Raw genomic sequence first — 19,815 nt, 5'->3', positions numbered from 1 at the left:
TTTTAAGGTAAATACGCTTTATTTATAGTTGACTTATTTCAAAAAGAGAGGTGAATGACACATGAAAAAAATTGAAGTGGTATTGTCTGACTATGATCCAAATTGGGAAGAACAATTTTTAGTTGAGAAAAGGAGTATACAAGAAGCTATTGGTCATTCTATCTTAGGGATTGAACATATTGGCAGTACCTCTATCAAAGGTTTAAAGGCTAAGCCCATTATTGATATTCTGCTAGGAGTCCAAAGTATAGAAGGAGTCTCGGAACTAATAGAGGATTTAAGAATAATTGGGTATGAATATGTTCCTAAACCTGAGCTAATGGATAGAAGATTTTTTAGAAAAGGGCTATGGGGCCAAGGAACTTGTCATTTACATATATGTGAATATAACAGTAGTGAATGGATTGACAAATGCCTTTTCCGAGATTATCTTCGATTAAATGCTCAAATGGCACATGAATATGAAACTTTAAAGCAACAGCTTGCCTATCATTTTCAATATGATCGCCCAACATATACCCTGAAAAAAGAGCCTTTCATTCAAAAGATAATTACTCAAGCTAAAAACGAAGGCTATGAAAAATATTAAAAAAGCCAGTCTAAAAAATTTAGAGAATGGCTTTCTTCTATAGAATGGGCTATTTAGAGAGCTCGACAACAGTATCGTAAAAAATATTCGTTGCTACAATAATATCCTCATCTGAGCTATATTCTAATGGATTATGACTAATGCCGTCCTTTGAGCGGACGAATAACATCCCAATCGGTGCAATTTCAGCTATATTCATTGCATCATGGCCAGCACCACTTATGAGAGAATAAGGTCGTATACCTTGCTTTTCAATACTTATAGTGAGTTGCTGTTGTAGCATGGCATCCGTTTTTGCGGGTTTAATGCGCTGCAACACTTTTGAAGTCAATGTAACATGTCTTCGTTCAGCAATTTGTTGAAGTTGTTGCATAATTTCTTGTTCTAAGGCACTTACTTTATTTTCGTCAATATCACGAAGATCAATGGAGAATGTGACTTTACCTGGTATAACGTTTGTCCCATTTGGAGAGACCATTAGCTTACCAACCGTTGCAACGGAATCTGTTGTATTGTTTAATAGTTGCTCAATAGCTAAAATCATTTCGCTTGCTGCAGTTAGGGCATCTTGACGAATGGGCATAGGTGTTGCACCAGCATGTTCACTGACACCCGTTACTGTAACCTCTAGCCATAAAGGGGCAGCAATACCTGTGACTACACCAACTGGTAGGTCTTCATTTTCTAACACTTTTCCTTGCTCGATATGCATTTCTAAATAAGCTTTAATATCATGACGATGAACTTGTGTTAAAGGATAAGGTGATAAATGGAAATCCTTCATGGCCTGTTCAATAGCAATGCCAGCTTCATCTGTATGCTGTAATTGCTCCTCTGTTAAAAGACCAGCCATAGCACTACTGCCAAGGAGTCCAAATCCAAATCTCGTTCCTTCCTCATCCTTAAAAGCGACAACTTGGATTTTTTTAGAAGGTAGCAACTGTTGCTCATGGATAGTATGTACCACTTCAATAGCTGCTAGTACCCCTAATGCTCCATCAAATTTGCCACCCTCTGGTACTGTATCGATGTGAGATCCCAGCATAATGGTTTCATTTCCTTCACCATATGTACCAATAAGGTTTCCAACAGCATCGATTGTAACACTCATCCCTGCTTGTTCCATATAAGTTGTGACTAACTCAATGGCTTGTTTTTCTTCTGGCGTGAACGAGAAGCGGTTAATGCCACCTGTCTTTTCATTGCGACCAATTTGACTTAAGTCTTGAAGATGCTGTAAGAGCCTAACTCCATTAATCATGACCATCACTCTTTCATTTGGAATTGGAAGTGGCACTGTCCTTCACGTAAAACAAATTGATCATGTACCACCTCTAGATTTTTATTGTACCCTTTGGCAATTGAGGGGTCGATGACTTTGCAATATAAAATACCGTATTTACCCATATCATCATCTGCCCATTGTTGACCTAGTGGGCAGTGAGTAAACGTTTGTTCTACCTCATTATTTTTATACACCGTTTCAATTTCAAACAAATCACTACGACCCATATCATAGTTTGTTAAATAGTTATCTACTGAATTTGCTAGGCCGTTTGTGCGTGCACGTTGAGCAATACCTTGGCCTCGCTTATGGCCAAAACGCTCTACTGCCCGCATAATCACTTGTTCACCTTCTTCTCCATATTCATCAACAACTGGCTTGGCAATCTGTGCAAACATTTTAGAAAATCGAGCAAACGGTGTTAAATTAGCAAATTTTTCTTCACCTACAACGATTTGGGGTAAGTATTCAAAGAAAGTATGATTTTCACCTTCAGCTGTTGCTTTTTTCGCCATTGCTTCAGCATCCTTTAAACCAAACGCCTCTAAACCTTTTTGTACTAATGTCCGACCATGCTCTCCATACTGCTCTGTAATGGAGAGATGTAATTCTGTAAACATTTTTGCGGTAATTATGTCCATAGATAAAGCCTTCATCATTAATTTTTCCTCTGCCATTTTATGAGCCACCTCATTAACAAATCATATTGATTTACTTGGATTTTATTTTTATTATAGAGGTGGCTAGTAATTTAAATCAAATGAATATTTGCACAATCATATATGAAAAAAAATCATAAAAGGGGCAGAATAGCATGGCTACATTAGCGCAATATATTGCTTTCCATACACTTATCGATACAGGGAATTTTACAGAAACAGGCTTAAAGCTCAATCTCACACAGTCTTCAATTAGTCATACGATTAGTAATTTAGAGGCAGAATTAGGGCTTTCTCTAATTATTCGAAACCGCAATAATATTGTTTTAACGAGTGAGGGGAGAATTGTTTACGAACACATATCCAAAATATTGCAGCAACAACAACAGCTTGAAACCTCTGTGGCAAATTTAAAAAATCTCATTGGGGGTACATTATCGGTTGGTATTCTACCAAGTGTTTCATTGGTCTTATTACCAAAGGTTTTAGCGTATTTCGAACAGCATCATCCAGACTTACAAATTCGTTTGATGGAGGGAGATTATGATCAAATCGAGGACTGGCTTCACAATGGTGTTGTGGATATTGGTTTTTTAGTGCAGCCAAGTTCTAAACATCTTGTATTCGATGCGATTTTTAATGATGAGCTTGTTTGCATTATGGCACAGGATCATCCATTGGCGAATGAAGACAGGCTCTCTCTAGAGCAATTGCAGGATGAGCGCTGGATTATGCCTAAACGTACAATTGATCGAGATGTATCAAGGATTTTGGCTAAACATAAAATTCATCCCAATGTGGTCTATGAATTATCAGTTGACCAAGTCATTTTGACGATGGTCAATGAAAATTTAGGCATTTCAATTGTGCCGAATTCCCTTTTGCTACATGCGCCAAGTAACCTGATTAGAAAAAAATTTTATCAAGCATATATTAGACAGGTTGGAATTGCACATAAACACAGTATTCTTCTTTCTCCAGGAGCTTTAAAGTTTGTAGAAATATCGAAATACTTTGCCTCCTTTTTACAAAATTAGTTATTGACAATTAAAAAAACCCGAACTATTATCTGATAAAACCAATTGGGATTGTTTAGATTAATCAGATGGAGGACTTTGGGTATATGCATACAATTGTTTATGTTGAAATATTTATCTATTTACTCGCTATGTTAGGAGTAGGTATTTACTTCAGTAAAAAAGATTTATCACATAATGACTACTTTCTAGGGGGAAATAAACTACCGGGCTGGGCATTAGCCTTTTCTGAGCGTGCTACGGGTGAATCCGCCTATATGTTTTTAGGGGCAATTGGCTTTATTTATGTGGCTGGGCTGTCTGGTATTTGGATTTTATCTGGCATGCTTTTAGGCGTTGTTGCATCATGGCTATTTTTATCAAAGCGCTTTATGACAGAGCAACAAAAATATAAAGTGAATAGCCTAACAGATTATATTGCCGTTAAATTTCCAAAGCACGCAGATATAATTCGTTGGTTAGCTTCTGCAGTGATGGTGTTATTCTTTGTTTGTTATTTAGCAGCTCAATTTTCAGGAATGGGTAAAACAATTTATTCATTCTCAGGACTTAACATTACATGGGGAACAATTATTATTGGTGCAATAATAATTGCCTATTCATGTATGGGAGGATTTATGTCTGTTGTTTGGACAGATACAATCCAAAGTTTTTTAATGCTGATCTCGTTCGTTATTGTACCAATTGCAGCTTATATGGAAATTCAACATCAGGGTTTAAGCATTTCAACAGAGCTTGCACAAATGGGCAATGGGGCGGATAGTTGGGTTGGAGGCTTAAATGGTCTTGCCTTAGGGGCGATGCTATTTACAAATCTATCATGGTTCTTTGGCTGGCTAGGGGGGCAACCTCAATTGAGCTCTCGCTTTATGGCTATTACGACTGAAAAAGAGCGAATTACTGGCCGTAATATGGCAATTATTTGGACATTAATTGTCTATGTGGGTGCCTTTCTATCTGCTATTTTTGCGTCCACTTTGTATAAACAAGGCTCTATTGAGGATCCTGAAATGATATTGCCGCATATGGTGTTTGAAATTTTACCACCTTGGGTTGCAGGAATTATTGTGGCTGGTATTTTAGCAGCTATTATGTCAACGGCATCGTCTCAATTGTTAGTCATCACAACATCGATAAGTGAGGACATAATTCATAAAACATTACGTTGGAATATTTCTAGCAAAAAATTAGTTCACCTTTCGCGTCTAGTGGCTGTTATTAGTGGGATTGTGGGGATTATCATTTCACTTAAATCAGGTTCTGTGATTTATAGCTTAGTATCCTTTGCATGGGCAGGGATTGGCAATACGTTTTCGGTTGTGATCCTTTTAATCTTTTTCTGGAAACGTGTTTCAGGCATTGGGGTCATTGCGACAATTATTGTCGGCTTTATTAGTGCGATTGCATGGTCCCTGTCACCTATGGAGGCTGTTGTGTCAGCCAAGGCAGCGACATTCTTTATTTGCTTAATTGTTGGAGTAGTCGTGTCTTTAGTATGTCCTGATAAAAATGAAAATGGTCTAAATGATATTTTAAAATAATAATTTAACTCCTCTTTTGAAGATATACTTCTCAAAAGAGGAGTTTTCTTTTTATGCTTATGACTATATTGAAATATGATAGAAGAAAGAGCAACCACTCTAACAGGAAATTACATAATGCGTGGACCTTTTTGGTTATCATGGTTTATGCAAAAATGAAGCAAGGGGGTTAGGAAGTGTTTAGTGATTTTAAGCTTATGGATGAACGACCAATTTATGTACAATTGAAGGATTATGTTCAAGACATGATTGTCAAGGGGCATCTGTTGGAACATCAAAAGCTTCCATCTACCCGAGAACTTAGTAAGCTATTAGCGGTCAGTAGGAATACGGTGCTGAATGCATATGCCGAATTAGAGCTAGATGGTATCATTTATGCAGTGAAAGGAAAAGGGCATTTTATCGGAAAGGTTACTACATTGAAAACTTCTTCTATTGAAATAGATTGGAAGCAAAGGCTGAATGAAACCACTTTATTAGCAGATGAAATCGATTTAATACGGCAAGATATACACTGGAAAAAAGGCATGATTTCGTTTACGAGTATTGCCCCAGAAGAAAAGCTTTTTGATGTTGAAAATTTCAAAAGGGCGTTTCTCACAAGAATGTCGATTGAAGGAGATATTGTCTTGAACTATGGCTATGCCAAGGGATATAAGCCTTTAATTGACCATCTTCTTAGCTATATGGAGATGAAAGGTGTAGACATCTCTAATAAAGATATTTTAATTACAAATGGTTTTACAGAAGGTCTCGATATTTTATTGACCTCTTTAGCTAAAAAATCAGGGCGTGTACTATGTGAAAATCCTACACATCACGCAGCATTGAAGCTTTTCCGTTTGCATGGGCTAGACATACATGGCATCGATATGCAAGATGACGGGATTGACATGGAACAGGTGGAAAAAACGTTAGCAGATAAGGATTTCGATTTTGCCTATCTTATCCCGTCCTATCATAATCCAACAGGAATTGTCACTTCTTCCGAGAAAAGGAGTGCTATTTTTCAGCTTTTTTCAAAATATCAAATACCCATTGTAGAAGATGGTTTTAATGAGGAATTAAGGTATTCAAGCTCTCATTTGGCACCACTAATCGCTTTTAGTGGTACAGGTAATAACATTGTCTATATTGGTAGCTTTTCTAAAATTCTTTTCCCTGGCTTACGTGTTGGCTGGATTTTAGCAGATAAGGAGTTAATTGATAGCTTGGAAAGTATGAAAAGAGCGCGAACAATTCATACATCAACACTGGATCAGGCAGTGTTATATCAATATTTACAGGATGGTTACTTTGAAAAATATTTAAAGAAAGCAAGATTTGTTTACAAGAAAAAATATGAGCTTGCCCGTCAAGCCTGTATGCAATACATTCCCTTTAGCAGGATAACAGGGGATGGGGGGCTTCATCTCTTTATAGAGCTAGAAGAGGCAGTAGATGCACGTTTGTTGCTGGAGAAGTGCTATGACAAGGGCGTAGTATTTTATCCAGGCGATGTATTTTATACAAATGGGAGAGGTAGTAATACATTTCGTTTAGGTTTTTCTCGTTTAGCAGATGACGATATTGTTCGAGGTATTCAAATCATTGGTGATACATTGAAAAACGTTATGAGGAGTTGAAAAAATGAAGGTTGGCGTAATTATGGGTGGTACTTCCTCTGAAAAGCAGGTTTCCATCATGACAGGTAAGGAAATGGTCACTCAATTAGATAAGCGAAAATACGAAGTTGTAGCCATTACATTAGATGACAACAAAGAGGTAATTGACAAGGTGCGTAACATTGATGTGGCTTTATTAGCACTTCACGGTAAGTTCGGGGAGGATGGTACGATTCAGGGAGTGCTGGAAACATTGGGTATTCCTTATACAGGAAGCGGTCTTCTAGCAAGTAGTTTGTGCATGGATAAAAATATGGCTAAAAAAATTCTTCGATATGAAGGTGTCGCAACACCAGATTGGGTGCATCTCATAAAGGGGGATGAGCTGCCCTTACAGGATATAGAGCTTATGGGTTATCCACTTGTAGTTAAGCCGAATACTGGTGGCTCTAGTGTGGGTGTTCAAATTGTTCATGATCGGAGTGCCTTATTGGCTGCTGTTACAGAAGTATTAAATTGGGATAGCGAAATCATTATTGAGCAATATTTGATTGGCGACGAAATTACATGCCCAATACTCAATGAACAGCTATTGCCAGTCCTGTCAATCAAACATACAGCAGTATTTTTTGACTACCAGGCAAAATATGACGATGCTTCTACAGTAGAGGAGCCTGTGGAACTGCCCCTTGCGATTCATGACCGAGTGGCAAAAGCAGCGATGATTAGTTACAAGTCTTTAAAGTGCAGTGTTTATGCAAGAGTAGATATGTTAATTAAGGATGGTGTTCCTTATGTGTTGGAGGTTAATACATTGCCTGGCATGACGCAAAATAGCCTCCTACCAAAAAGTGCCCTTGCTGCGGGGATCAGCTATTCAGCACTATTAGACAGTATTATTGAAAGCTCTTTACAGATTGATAGAAATAAGTAAATCGAAAAACAAAACCACCAATAGAATTTTTGTGAAAGGTGAAAATGGATATCCGTTGCAAGCTACTTCTACTGTTAGTATGAAAGATAAGGAAAAGACACTTTTGCACATGGTTGATTGGAGAGGAGCCAGCGTCACAGATGAGACCCTGGAGTGAACGTAAGTGAGTGAGGCGGCTCATCGGACGCCCCATGGAAAGGACGCTGGTGAAAAGGAAATCCCCCTTCGCTTTGCCAAAAGATCTTTTGTTGCTAGTAACATGAATCTTTTTTCAACAACATAAAACACCTTTTGTTGTTACTTACAAAAGGTGTTATTGACTGTTTATGATTTTGCTAATTCAATAAAGCCTTCTCCGAAAACATCCCTTACATCATGTATGGCAATAAAGGCGTCCTTGTCGACTTCTTTGACAATTTTTTTGAGCTTAACAACTTCTTGCTTACTGATAACAATATACAGAATTTCCTTTTGTTCCTTTGTGTAATAACCATGACCTGATAGCACAGTTACCCCACGATTCATATAAGCAGTTACCTGTCCAGCAATGTCTTCTGGCTTCTTAGAGATAATGGTAACTGCCTTTTTAGGGTTAACTCCTTCAATAACAAACTCCATTACCTTAGTACCAACATATAGCATAACAATTGTTAGCATTAATGCCTCTGCACCAATGATAAAATAGGATGAAAAAGCAACAATTAAATCGAAGAATAAAAGTCCATAGCTAATACTCCATCCAAGATATTTGTTAGTGATTCTCGCTAAAATGGTAGAACCTGCTGTTGTACCACCAACTCTGATAATCAAGCCAATACCGACTCCTGCAAATACGCCACCAAAAATTGTATTGACGATAATCTCATCTGAAGAAATAGACCACGTTTCTGTTAAATGTAAAAATAAAGAGTGGAATGAGACCGCAATGATTGTATAAATTGTTGTTTGTCTATTTAAAAATTTATAACCCACGATAAGTAAAGCTGCATTCATAACAAAACTAACAATACTTGGCGACCATCCGAACAGATAATAAGCAATAATCGTTAAGCCTGTTACGCCACCTTCACCTAAATCATTTGGAATAACAAATAAGTTAACTGCTAGGGCAAAAAGCAGTGATCCAAGCATAATCATTAAAATATCGATAACGTATTTCTTCATTCACATAACACCACCAAATCAAATTTTATTTTTCTTAAATTCCATACTATATCAGGTTTTCACCAAATGATATACTTTTTGGAATGTTCATTTGTGATATATCGACAGTAATTAGTGTGTCTTTAGAGAGAACTTTCGAAACTTGACATAACGGAGGATCATTTCGGGAGGTAGCAATATGGAAAAGGAAGCGTATTTCATTCCATGCAGTTTGCTGGCACTGATTTACAAAAGAAAATTACCACACTTAGTGGTGGTGAGGCCATACGCCTTCTGCTTATTTTAAGTGAAAAGGTGCGACTTCATTAGGAGAATCGCACCTTTTTTAGTGAATTTTTATTAGAAAGGAAGGTTAATGGAAAATTTCGGCGAAGGTGTAGATAGACAATATGAAAAAAGGATGATGAACGATGATAAATACCGATGTGACAACGAAACTAAAAATCAATCAACCAGCCCATAAAGTATTTGAAGCCATTATTTCCCCTACTGAAATCGGGCATTATTGGTTTTCTAGCAGTTCCGAAAGATGGGGGGAAGGTAAAAGAATCACGCTTAAATATGAGGAGTATGGTGCAGAGGGTGTGATCACAGTCCTTGAAATGGAGATGGATAAAAAAATTGTGTTTGTTTGGGGAGAAGAGCATGGTGAAGTGACGATGGTAACCATCACACTTGAAGAATCACAAAGTGAAACAATTATTACTGTTGTAGAATCAGGGTTGAATGCACATGATCCAGAAATTGTGGCAAAAATGATGGGCCAAAAAGAGGGTTGGGTCTATACATTAACATGCCTTAAAGGATATTTAGAAAATGGGGCTAGCAATTTAAGAGCTTCTCTAATTCATTAAGAAGGTATATCAACGATCGTTATCATCAAGCAATTGGCAGCTGAAATAGTTTGTGCAGCGAGAAAAACGTTTCTGGATCTTTTTAAAAATGGTGAACGATATTATTACTGCATCGTTGTGCACCACTGGAGAAGGGCGTGCTCCGTGCGTTTCAGCTTGGTCATGGGAAGCGCCAGAACGAACAGGCTGCTAAACAGACTAACTGTGACATATCTGAAAGGGCATCCCTTATCCAATGGTCTTATTCGGATTCCCCTTATTATTGCTATGGAGAAGATCATTTTTCGAATGTTCGGCAGTGTTTTAATAAGCGCCCTTCCATCTCTACCATTAAGATGAAGAAGGACTATTCGAGGTGAATCAAGCAAGGGATTCTGTATGCATACTTGTAGAAGTGATGCCGCCAGAAGGATTAAATAACCTGTCGTCTACAGTATTACAGTAATGGTTGTTAGAAGCAGCTGAATGATGGAGGGATGAATATGAAAAAGTTGTATTGGATGATTGGCGGTGTTTTGGTTTGCATAGGTTTTGTAGGTAGCATTATTTTTTGGAAGTTTCAAAAAGAAATCAACAAGAATGATCCTGAATATATCGTGCAATTTATCAAGGAACATAAAGAGGATGAAAATATTTCCGTAGCCATTCACTATAATCAACAACATTGGGTGGAGCTAAACACTAAGGAGCAGCTACCATTAGCAAGTACGGTTAAAATAATCGTAGCCATCGCCTATGCTCAACAAGCAGCGGATGGCCGTATTAATCCTCAAGAGCAAGTCGATCTCAAGGAGTTAGAGGCTTTTTATATTCCTAAAACAGATGGCGGCGCACATAAAGCATGGTTAGCACAGTTAAATCTTCAGGGGGCAGATAGTGTACCTTTAAGTGAAGTAGCAAATGGCATGATCGCCTATAGCTCCAATGCAAATACAGAATATTTAATGCATGTATTAGACTTTCAAATGATTAATGATGTACTTATGCAGTTAAATGTAGAGGATCATGAACCTTTGTATCCAATTGTAAGTGCGCTTTATATTCCCATTCACTTGATGGAGGAAAAAAATCTAACGAAAAAAGCAACATTAACGGCTTTGCGAAAAATGGATATGGTTGAATATCGTGAGCGTGCATTGGCTATTCATTCGAATTGGATAGAACATCCTTTGACAATTGAGGAGAAAATAAAAGCTCAAAAAATGCTTAATATGGATTTTCAAAAGATATGGTCTGATCGTTTAATAAGGGCCACAACAAATGATTACATCTCTATATTAAAAAAATTGAATGATAAAAATTTCTTTAGTCCAGAGGTACATAAATATTTAGATCCTGTGTTGGAGCAATTAATGCAGAATCCTAGAAATCAAGCATGGTTAAAACATGCTGGTCAAAAGGGAGGGTCGACTGCATTTGTGTTAACACTAGCAGCCTATGCGGAAGATAAAGATGGAAATCAAACAGAGATAGCCTTTTTCGCTAACAACTTAAATACAATGGAGCAGATTAAGCTCTCAAATAGTATGAATAGTTTTCAATTGAAATTTCTTACAGATAATACATTTCGTAAGCGTTTGAAAGAGGAATTTTCCGAGTTGTGAGTGTCCTTAGATAAGACAGCTCATACTATTGACTACGCTCCTCAATCAGTTTTTTTAAGAAATTCTGAGAAAGAAGAGGCCCATTCATAGATCATGTCATTCATTAAGTAGTTAAGACGATGGATAGAGAGAATACCATGATCATTAATGGCTCTGTATGCTGGTTGACCGATCGAGAGAATAGATCCATCATTCAGCTGCCCATTATCATAATTTTTTAACCACCAGCAATAGGATGGTGGTAATTCGAATCCTAATTCTGCTTCAACTTCTACAATCCAATCATCTTCAACACCGTGTCCAGAAAACTATTTAATCGCAGTAGTGCCTGCAAGCTTTTCTGCTAATGTAGCAAACAGGATACCTATTTCCAGTCTATATATAAATATTACTCAATTAAGTCAAACTACATGTGAGTACCTTCTTTCATTCAACTGCATACTATAGCGTTATCATGCATGAGAGGATTGAGATAAATGTACCACCCTTATTACGGTAATTATCAATCGTATCATTACGGCTATCAACCTGTTTATTGGGCTTATCCAAATCAGGTAGAACAAGCACCAAGAAGTAATACCCAGAATGATTTTGGACCAAGACCATTTGTTATCGACATTGAAGAGGCTACAAAGCGCAATAAAAATTATCGTACAGCACTGTGGACAGGGTCAAACTTACAAGTAACGGTGATGAGTCTTAATGTCGGAGAAGATATTGGTTTAGAAGTACACCCACATGTGGACCAATTCATTTGTATTGAAGAGGGGCATGGATTAACGCAAATGGGGCCAACTAGAGATTATTTAAACTATCAGAGACATGTCGCAGAAGATACGGCTATTATGGTACCAGCAGGAACATGGCATAATGTTACGAATACAGGGGATAAACCACTGAAGCTTTACACAATTTATGCGCCACCAAATCATCCATTTGGGACTGTTCATGTAACAAAGGCTGATGCTATGGCTGAAGAAGCGGGTTATGGACAGCATGACTAAGAGATCTTAAAAGCGTGTTTTCATACAAAACATGCTTTTTTCTTTAACTATGATAGAATGTGTTTTAATTGCAGATAATAAAGGTCCTGAATGAAGGGTGATGAATGATGAAGTATTCAAAAGCAACAAATTATGCTTTACATACAATGGTATTTTTAACACTCAATCCTAAAGGGAAATCAATGAGTGTAGAGGCTTTAGCAGAAATGCAAAAATTATCACCAACCTATCTTTCCAAAATATTAACTAAGCTTGTGAAGGCAGGTTTAATTGAGTCGAATCCAGGTGTCAACGGTGGTTATCGTATTTCTAAGCGCTCCCAAGAAATATCGTTTTTAGATGTGATATGTGCGATTGAGGGACAAACCTCATTATTTAGTTGTTCCTCTGAACATGATGATTCCTTCCATCATCAAGGCTGTCTCATTGAACAAGTGATGGTGGATGCTGAAAATAATATGAAAGAAGAGCTTAGTAAGAAATTTATTGTAGATATAGCTAATAAAATTTAATTAAAAGGAAGCATGCTGAATAAGAAGCTAGGGGTTCTCCCCTAGCTTCTTATTATGTTAATTGCATGAGTGCGCCAAAATATTGCTGTGCTGTCGTGAAGCAAATAAATGCTAGTAGCTCACTAATCTCTGCTTCTGTTAAATAGTCCTTTAATACAGCTGTGATATTTGGGGCAGTGTGCCCTTTGGTAGCCAGGAATGCTTCTGCAAAACCTGTACATACTGCTGTTTTCTCATCATAGTCCTGAGGATTGGGCTTGCCTTTAGCCTGACAATACTGACATCCGTTTTTTTGAGCTAATGTTTTTCGAACTTCTTCTTTTAATGGAGCAGATAGATGCCCCTCTTTTTCTAGTACGTCCCCTAACTGCTGCCAGTGAAGCTGAATTCCCTCGTTGTAGCCTAATAATTGTTGAAAGGGTGTTAAGCCCTTGTTATGTAATTGAATAAGTGTCATCAGTCATTCCTCCTTCTATTAATAGTGTAAAATGTTAATAACGAGGTTAACATAGTAATTCGAAGGAAAATACGATGTTTTTCTTTCAAAAAGAAGGGATATCTACACGATGGATTTCATTAATGAAATGATACTAAAAGAATTAAAGGCAGATAGTCGAATTTCTATGAGCGAGCTAGGAAGAAGGGTTCACTTATCTGCACCAGCAGTTCGTGAAAGAATAAGACAATTAGAGGAACAGAAGGTCATTAAGAGATATACGTTGGCTATTAATAAAAAAGCATTGGGTTATCCAATTGAAGCGATTGTTGAGGCGACAATCAAAAATAACCGCTATGCAGACTTTAAAGAACATCTGAAGGTTTATACAAATATAGACTTCTGTTATCGCATTTCAGGTGAGTCATGTTTTTTATTAAAGGGGCATTTTCAATCTTTTCCTGATGTAGAGCAGTTTATTGATGCATTACAGCCATATGCACATACAAAAACTAATTTTATTTTTTCAGATATATGTGAGGACGTTTAGATGAAAGGAGATATGTATGGAAATCAAATTATTTGAAGAAGAAATTGATGATTTAGTTCATTTATTAACGCAAAATAGATGGTTGTATCACACGAATTCCTACTTAAAAGAAGAGGCTATTCGAGCTGCATATGCCGAAGGATACTATCAGAACAATCGTGAAACACATTGGATACTTGAAGATGGAGATAGAGTTGGAGTTATTTTTATTCATGATATAAACGATACGATCCCTCTTTTTGATCTCCGTTTAGATGCAAATTATCGAGGCAAAGGATATGGTGTCAAAGCACTTCATTGGCTACAAGAATATCTGTTTGCCGAAAGAAAGAAAATTCGTATTGAAGGCTACACAAGAGTTGATAATATAGGAATGCGAAAATGCTTTAGTAAAGCTGGCTTTGTGAAGGAAGGGTATTTAAGAAATGCTTGGGAAAATGGGGATGGTACCGTGACAGATAGTATTGTCTATGGTGCCATTAAAGATGATTGGGTAGTAGGAAAGTCGACACCAATAAAAATAGATGAAGTCTCATTTTAAAGTATTTGAGAGGAGTTACAGCATGGAAAAAGACGTATTAAACGCCTTAAGAAAATCATGGTCCATTCAATCAAGTTCTAAATGGAGTGTGGACAACCCTGCAAAAGGACAATGTGGCGTCACTTCATTAGTTGTGCAGGATATTCTTGGAGGAGAAATTAGAAAGACATTTCTTGAGGAAGGCTGGCACTTTTATAATATTATTAATGGAGAACGAAAGGATTTCTCCGAGGAACAATTTCCATACCTAATCGACTACCAAGACATTGATTCAAATAGAGAAGAGGCTTTTCAAGATACTAATGACGGTCAATATCGTTATTTAAAATCACAAGTTTATATGCATTTAGGAAAGGCAGAGAATTAATTTTCTCTGCCTTTTTAAATTTAAAAACAAAGTTGTTGACGTTTATAAAAATTTCGTGCTATTATTATCTCGAATTCAAGATAAATAAATTCAAGATAAACGAATTCGAACCTTTAGCTTCGTCAGGAGGTATAATTATGGGGTTTTTTAATAAATTCTTTCGTACAAAAAAAGAGGAGGAACAAACAATGGCAGAATTAAATATCGGTATTATTATTGGATCAACTCGTGAGGGTCGTGTAAGCCCTCAAGTAGCACAGTGGGTAAAGGAAATTGCAGATCAACGCGGAGATGCCAATTATACAGTGATTGATATTGCTGATTATAAATTACCATTATTGGGTGAGCCAGGACAGGATGCTTCAGGAGCACAAGGTTGGTCAGAAATTATTGCTAAACAAGATGGTTTTGTATTCATCGTACAAGAATACAATCACTCTATTACAGGGGCATTAAAAAATGCACTAGACTACTTACGTGTTGAATGGAATAACAAAGCAGCTGGAATCGTATCTTATGGTTCTGTTGGTGGTGCTCGTGCAGCAGAACATTTACGCGGAATTATGGGAGAGCTTTTAATCGCAGATGTGCGTGTTCACCCAGCACTATCATTATTCACAGATTTTGAAAATGGCACAGAATTTAAACCAAAAGAAGTACAAATAGATTCAGTAAACCAAATGTTAGACCAATTGATCCCGTGGTCTAAAGCGTTATATACAATTCGCTAAGCTTTTACAGATTGAGGTAGGGATAAATTGGGCACAGTATAGGTGAGAAAAAAGTCATGAAAGGGCTTGTTAACATGAAAAAACATACAGCAGGTATACACCATATCACAGCGATCGTAGGACATCCACAAGAGAATATTGATTTTTATGCAGGAGTATTAGGTTTACGTTTAGTAAAGCAAACAGTAAACTTTGATGATCCGGGCACATATCATTTATATTTCGGTGACAAAGGTGGAAAACCAGGAACAATCATCACCTTCTTCCCATGGGCTAATGCTTATCAAGGACGTATTGGTGATGGTCAGGTTGGCGTTACAACGTATGTTGTACCAGAAGGGGCACTGCCATTTTGGGTTAATCGCTTAGCGAAATTCTCGATTCCTTTTCAAAAAGCTGAACGTTTTGGTGAGCAAGTCATTCAATTTGATGATCCGCATGGTTTGCATATTGAACTCGTTGCACGTACGGAAGGTGAAGTAAATGAATGGTCATTTGGTGAAGTAACACCTGAAGTTGCCATTAAAGGTTTTGGTGGAGCTACACTATTCTCAAGTCACCCTGAAGAAACTGCCAAAGTTTTAACAGAAGTAATGGGTCTTGAAAAGGTAGCAACGGAAGGTGACTATACGCGTTTTACTTCTAGTGCAGAGATCGGCAATACAGTGGATTTAAAAATAGTTGCAGGTCAACGTGGCCAAATGGGTGTAGGAACTGTGCATCATATTGCGTGGAGAGCCCAAGATAAAACAGATCATTTAGAATGGCAAGAGTATGTGATGAATCATGGACAACATGTAACAGAAGTAAAAGATCGTAATTATTTTAATGCGATTTATTTCCGTGAACCTGGCGAAATCTTATTTGAAATCGCTACAGATCCTCCTGGATTTGCTCATGACGAGACACCAGAGACAATGGGTAGCCAATTAATGTTGCCACCTCAATACGAGCAGCATCGTGAACAATTAGAAAGAGCATTAATTCCGATTAAAGTACGTGAGCTTGATTAAGCGGGTTTGCAGGATCAAACTAAGCTAAAGTTGGCGGGATTTATGAGATAGAACGTTCACAATAGATTTACGAAGAATGCGAAAATGTTGATAGCCAACATTTTCGCATTATTTATCTTTATAGAAGGTGAAGTGCTAATCAAAAATTGAGTGCACGTGCCATGGCATCTAAATAGTTCTGAATAGCCTGCTGACTTACTTTTGCTTCCGGCACAAAGACATCAAAACAATGGTAACTGCCAGGGTAAAGATGGAATTCAACATCAATTCCTGCCTGTGCAAGACGTGTTACATAATCAATGGTTTCATCGAGAAATAAATCAAGTTGGCCAATACATATATAGGTTGGCGGTAATCCTGTTAAGTTTTTAGCTCTTGCAGGGACCGCATACGGAGAAAGTGCATTGATGTCCTTTTCCTCTCCTAAGTACAAACGCCAAGCAGTCAAATTATTTGTTCTACTCCATGTTGCATGATCATCAATAACCTCATAGCTGGAAGGTGTTACATTTCGATTATCAAGCATCGGATACAGTGGCATCTGGAATATGATTGATGGTCCTCCTTTATCACGAGCCATTAATGCAAGTGCTGCTGTTAATCCTCCACCACCACTTGCACCAGCAATAGCCACCCGTTTGACATCGATACCAAGTGATTGGTTCTCATTAGTCATCCAAACTAATCCAGCATAACAATCTTCAATAGCCGCTGGGTAGGGATGTTCAGGTGCTAGTCGGTAATCGATGGATACGACAACGCAGTTAGCTGTCTCAACAAAGCGTTCACATAAAACATCATCCATATCAGGGTGCCCCATGACAAAGCCACCTCCGTGAATCCAAAGCATAGCTGGAAGTTTATCCTGCTTCCGTTTAGCTGGTTCATAGATTCTAACCAGCATTTCGTTCCCGTCCCCTCTAGGAATCATACAGTTGGTCGTAAGTACATGTTCTGATTTTTTTGAAGGTGGATTGGACAAGAGACTTCGACTCCAAGTTAAATCCTCCTCCAATCGAAAGCCAGGAAATTCTGAGTAAGCCTGCCTTAATTCTGGTAAGATTCGGTTAATAATGGTCATATATATTCCTCCTGTTGAATATTGAAATCTTAAAACAATGGCTTTCCTTCTAGAGCCATTTCAGCTTCCCATTTGGCGACTTCTTCACGTACACGGGGGGCAACTTCTGTTCCAAGTAGTTCTATAGCTTGCATGACTTGATCATGTGGCATGGTACTTAAAGGAACGTATAGCATAAACCGTGTAATTCCTACGTGTTTACGAAGATGAATAATTTTTTCAGCAACTGTATCTGGATCACCAACATATAATGCTCCTTCAAAGCTTCTTGCAGCATCATAACTAGAACGATCATAATAAGGCCAGCCTCTTTCCTTGCCTAATTTATTCATACCAGCCATTGTTGATGGGAAAAATGTGTCTGCTGCCCATTCCGTATTCGGTCCAACAAAACCTATTGAATGAGAACCTATCTGAAGTTTTGATAAATCATGACCCGCATGAAGCGCTGCCTTTTTATATAACTGTACAATCGGTGCAAATTGCATTGGGCTGCCACCAATAATTGCTAGCATCAGGGGTAATCCTAATAGGCCAGCACGCATAGCAGATTGTTGATTTCCTCCGCTAGCCACCCAGATTGGGAGAGACTGTTGAACCGGTCGAGGATACACACCTAAATGATTGATTGCTGGTCGATGTTTACCTTCCCAAACTACTTTCTCAGACTGACGAATGTTGATTAGTAAATCTAAATGTTCCTCAAATAATTCATCATAATCATGTAAATCGTAGCCAAATAGGGGGAAGGATTCGATAAAGGAACCACGACCTGCCATGATCTCTGCACGTCCATTTGATAGTCCATCCAATGTGGCAAAATCCTGAAAGACACGTACAGGATCAGCTGAAGAAAGGACAGTTACTGCACTTGCGAGTCGAATGTTTTTCGTTTGCGAAGCAGCAGCAGATAGTACCATTGCGGGAGAGGATGCGGCATAATCTTCTCGATGATGCTCGCCAATGCCAAAGACATCCAATCCCACTTGATCTGCAAGAATGATTTCTTCTACTACTTCACGTAAACGCTGTGCATGACTAATTACTTCACCACTGTGAACGTCTGGTTTTGTTTCTACGAAAGAAGTAATTCCTATTTCCATTTGTTATCTCTCCAATTCTAATTTTTATTTAGTAAATCGTTTAGTTGTTGCCCAAAACAGAAGAGCAATTGTACTAATAGAGGCTCCGAGTAAGCAAACCCCTCCCCAACCAAAATGTGCATACATCTGAGTTGAAGCGATTGAACCGCTAGCACTACCAATAGAGTAGAACACCATATAGCCTGCGGTCAGTCGACTTCGTGCTTCTGTACGTAATGGAAGAATCATCGTCTGATTGGTGACATGTACTGCCTGCACTGCCAAGTCAAGTAACACAATGCCTATAATTAATGCCAAGAACGAACTATCTAAATAGTTAATAAATATCCAGGAGATAAGTAAAAGCGTTAAAGCAATGCCTGTCGTTCTTTGTCCATAGCCTTGGTCAGCAATTTTTCCCGCTTGTGCAGCAGCTAATGCACCTGCTACACCTACAAGACCAAAAGCGCCAATTACAGTGTGTGATAGAGCCAATGGTGGTGAACTAAGTGGCAGAACAAGTGGTGTCCACAAAATACTGAAATCAGCGAAAATTAGCATGGCTAGAATTGAGCGGATGCGTAATGTTCGCTCTCGAATAAATAGCGTGAACACGGATTGAATTAGCTGAGAATAGGTTAGTGATTTTACTTCACGCTCGCTCCTTGGTAACACTTTTAAAAACATACCAACCATTAGAAGCATGAAAGCGGCGGAGACTAAATAGACAGAACGCCACCCTGCAAGATCAGTTACTAACCCAGCAAAGGTACGAGCAAGTAGTATGCCAATGACAATGCCACTTGTAACAATGCCTACGACACGACCTCGTTCTGTAGAGGAAGCCATAGTTGCAGCGAACGCAACAAGGGTTTGAGTCACGACTGCAAGTAGACCAACTAAGGCCATACCTGCAAATAGCACTACAACATAGGAGGCAGTACCGACTATAAGCAAAGCCACTGTGGATAATAGCATTTGTCCAATAATCAAGCGTCGTTGGTTTAGTAAATCTCCAAGTGGTACTAGAAGAAGTAAGCCTAGCCCATAGAAAATTTGTGTGATAGTAATAATCAAACCAATAATTGATTGATCAATAGCAAAATCATTCGATAATTCATCTAGCAGCGGCTGAGCAAAATAAATATTAGCAACAGACATTCCGCAGGCTGTTGCGAACAATAATGTTACAGCTCGAGACATAGGAAACTGCTGATGTATATTAAG

Annotated in this window: 23 protein-coding genes; 15 read left to right on the top strand and 8 right to left on the bottom strand. The window is 38.1% G+C overall.

The window, feature by feature from the left end:
• The first annotated feature begins 61 nt into the window (after positions 1-61).
• Positions 62-589: a GrpB family protein gene (locus tag CD31_RS18035; RefSeq protein ID WP_036079689.1), complete on the top strand. Its 528-nt coding sequence runs from the start codon at positions 62-64 to the stop codon at positions 587-589.
• Positions 590-638: 49 nt separating this feature from the next.
• Here CD31_RS18035 and CD31_RS18030 read toward each other — a convergent pair whose 3' ends face one another.
• Both CD31_RS18030 and CD31_RS18025 read right to left on the bottom strand, forming a co-directional pair.
• Positions 639-1,850, bottom strand: a complete 1,212-nt coding sequence (locus CD31_RS18030) for a Zn-dependent hydrolase (RefSeq protein WP_036079686.1) — start codon at positions 1,848-1,850, stop codon at positions 639-641.
• A 5-nt stretch (positions 1,851-1,855) separates the two neighbouring features.
• On the bottom strand, positions 1,856-2,551 hold the full coding sequence (locus CD31_RS18025; protein WP_036079684.1) for an L-2-amino-thiazoline-4-carboxylic acid hydrolase: 696 nt from the start codon (positions 2,549-2,551) through the stop codon (positions 1,856-1,858).
• A gap of 137 nt (positions 2,552-2,688) precedes the next feature.
• Here CD31_RS18025 and CD31_RS18020 point away from each other — a divergent pair, with 137 nt between their 5' ends.
• From CD31_RS18020 to CD31_RS18005, 4 genes are all read left to right on the top strand, one after another.
• A complete protein-coding gene (locus CD31_RS18020) occupies positions 2,689-3,570 on the top strand; it encodes a LysR family transcriptional regulator (RefSeq protein WP_036079681.1) in 882 nt (293 codons plus the stop codon).
• A gap of 86 nt (positions 3,571-3,656) precedes the next feature.
• Positions 3,657-5,111: a sodium/proline symporter gene (locus CD31_RS18015; protein WP_036079678.1), complete on the top strand. Its 1,455-nt coding sequence runs from the start codon at positions 3,657-3,659 to the stop codon at positions 5,109-5,111.
• 176 nt (positions 5,112-5,287) lie between these two features.
• Positions 5,288-6,736: a MocR-like pyridoxine biosynthesis transcription factor PdxR gene (pdxR, locus tag CD31_RS18010; RefSeq protein ID WP_036079675.1), complete on the top strand. Its 1,449-nt coding sequence runs from the start codon at positions 5,288-5,290 to the stop codon at positions 6,734-6,736.
• A 4-nt stretch (positions 6,737-6,740) separates the two neighbouring features.
• On the top strand, positions 6,741-7,649 hold the full coding sequence (locus tag CD31_RS18005) for a D-alanine--D-alanine ligase (protein ID WP_036079672.1): 909 nt from the start codon (positions 6,741-6,743) through the stop codon (positions 7,647-7,649).
• Between the two features lie 324 nt (positions 7,650-7,973).
• Here the strand turns inward: CD31_RS18005 and CD31_RS18000 are convergent, their stop codons facing one another.
• Complete coding sequence (locus CD31_RS18000) at positions 7,974-8,813, bottom strand: YitT family protein (RefSeq protein WP_036079667.1); 840 nt, start codon at positions 8,811-8,813, stop codon at positions 7,974-7,976.
• Positions 8,814-9,223: 410 nt separating this feature from the next.
• On the opposite strand from CD31_RS18000, the gene CD31_RS17995 reads away from it, so the two are divergent.
• The 3 genes from CD31_RS17995 to CD31_RS17990 all read left to right on the top strand — a co-directional run bounded on the left by CD31_RS17995 (position 9,224) and on the right by CD31_RS17990 (position 11,271).
• Positions 9,224-9,667: an SRPBCC family protein gene (locus CD31_RS17995; RefSeq protein ID WP_016992784.1), complete on the top strand. Its 444-nt coding sequence runs from the start codon at positions 9,224-9,226 to the stop codon at positions 9,665-9,667.
• Positions 9,668-9,804: 137 nt separating this feature from the next.
• Positions 9,805-10,026: a DUF4303 domain-containing protein gene (locus CD31_RS24190; RefSeq protein WP_209420823.1), complete on the top strand. Its 222-nt coding sequence runs from the start codon at positions 9,805-9,807 to the stop codon at positions 10,024-10,026.
• A 123-nt stretch (positions 10,027-10,149) separates the two neighbouring features.
• Positions 10,150-11,271 (top strand): serine hydrolase, encoded by a 1,122-nt coding sequence (locus tag CD31_RS17990; RefSeq protein ID WP_036079664.1) that lies wholly within the window; start codon positions 10,150-10,152, stop codon positions 11,269-11,271.
• A 41-nt stretch (positions 11,272-11,312) separates the two neighbouring features.
• On the opposite strand, the gene CD31_RS23075 is transcribed toward CD31_RS17990, so the two are convergent.
• Entirely contained in the window at positions 11,313-11,549 is a 237-nt protein-coding gene (locus CD31_RS23075) for an SMI1/KNR4 family protein (RefSeq protein WP_238542853.1), read from the bottom strand.
• A gap of 198 nt (positions 11,550-11,747) precedes the next feature.
• On the opposite strand from CD31_RS23075, the gene CD31_RS17985 reads away from it, so the two are divergent.
• Both CD31_RS17985 and CD31_RS17980 read left to right on the top strand, forming a co-directional pair.
• Positions 11,748-12,275, top strand: a complete 528-nt coding sequence (locus tag CD31_RS17985; protein ID WP_016993436.1) for a cupin domain-containing protein — start codon at positions 11,748-11,750, stop codon at positions 12,273-12,275.
• Positions 12,276-12,382: 107 nt separating this feature from the next.
• Positions 12,383-12,787, top strand: coding sequence for an Rrf2 family transcriptional regulator (locus CD31_RS17980; RefSeq protein WP_244905021.1), 405 nt, complete (start codon positions 12,383-12,385; stop codon positions 12,785-12,787).
• A 52-nt stretch (positions 12,788-12,839) separates the two neighbouring features.
• Here CD31_RS17980 and CD31_RS17975 read toward each other — a convergent pair whose 3' ends face one another.
• On the bottom strand, positions 12,840-13,244 hold the full coding sequence (locus CD31_RS17975; RefSeq protein ID WP_036079658.1) for a carboxymuconolactone decarboxylase family protein: 405 nt from the start codon (positions 13,242-13,244) through the stop codon (positions 12,840-12,842).
• A 109-nt stretch (positions 13,245-13,353) separates the two neighbouring features.
• On the opposite strand from CD31_RS17975, the gene CD31_RS17970 reads away from it, so the two are divergent.
• From CD31_RS17970 to CD31_RS17950, 5 genes are all read left to right on the top strand, one after another.
• Complete coding sequence (locus CD31_RS17970; RefSeq protein WP_016993434.1) at positions 13,354-13,773, top strand: Lrp/AsnC family transcriptional regulator; 420 nt, start codon at positions 13,354-13,356, stop codon at positions 13,771-13,773.
• A 16-nt stretch (positions 13,774-13,789) separates the two neighbouring features.
• Positions 13,790-14,314: a GNAT family N-acetyltransferase gene (locus CD31_RS17965; protein ID WP_036079656.1), complete on the top strand. Its 525-nt coding sequence runs from the start codon at positions 13,790-13,792 to the stop codon at positions 14,312-14,314.
• A 22-nt stretch (positions 14,315-14,336) separates the two neighbouring features.
• Positions 14,337-14,681 (top strand): YunG family protein, encoded by a 345-nt coding sequence (locus tag CD31_RS17960; RefSeq protein WP_016993432.1) that lies wholly within the window; start codon positions 14,337-14,339, stop codon positions 14,679-14,681.
• 137 nt (positions 14,682-14,818) lie between these two features.
• Positions 14,819-15,412 carry an NADPH-dependent FMN reductase gene (locus CD31_RS17955; protein WP_016993431.1) on the top strand — a complete coding sequence of 198 codons (594 nt, stop codon included), beginning with the start codon at positions 14,819-14,821 and terminating at the stop codon, positions 15,410-15,412.
• Positions 15,413-15,486: 74 nt separating this feature from the next.
• Complete coding sequence (locus CD31_RS17950) at positions 15,487-16,425, top strand: ring-cleaving dioxygenase (protein ID WP_036079817.1); 939 nt, start codon at positions 15,487-15,489, stop codon at positions 16,423-16,425.
• Between the two features lie 139 nt (positions 16,426-16,564).
• Here the strand turns inward: CD31_RS17950 and CD31_RS17945 are convergent, their stop codons facing one another.
• Genes CD31_RS17945 through CD31_RS17935 form a run of 3 tightly spaced genes read right to left on the bottom strand, consistent with a single transcriptional unit; the run spans position 16,565 to position 19,791 of the window.
• The gene (locus tag CD31_RS17945; protein ID WP_036079653.1) at positions 16,565-17,506 is read right to left on the bottom strand and encodes an alpha/beta hydrolase; all 942 of its coding nucleotides are present in this window, start codon (positions 17,504-17,506) and stop codon (positions 16,565-16,567) included.
• Positions 17,507-17,535: 29 nt separating this feature from the next.
• Positions 17,536-18,609, bottom strand: a complete 1,074-nt coding sequence (locus CD31_RS17940) for an LLM class flavin-dependent oxidoreductase (protein ID WP_036079651.1) — start codon at positions 18,607-18,609, stop codon at positions 17,536-17,538.
• A gap of 24 nt (positions 18,610-18,633) precedes the next feature.
• A complete protein-coding gene (locus tag CD31_RS17935) occupies positions 18,634-19,791 on the bottom strand; it encodes an MFS transporter (protein ID WP_176408494.1) in 1,158 nt (385 codons plus the stop codon).
• Positions 19,792-19,815 lie beyond the last annotated feature (24 nt).

This window comes from Lysinibacillus boronitolerans JCM 21713 = 10a = NBRC 103108 (genome assembly GCF_000772935.1).
GTDB lineage: Bacteria > Bacillota > Bacilli > Bacillales_A > Planococcaceae > Lysinibacillus > Lysinibacillus boronitolerans.
Note: the sequence above shows the minus strand (reverse complement) of the source record. Positions and strands in the feature narration are given on the sequence as shown.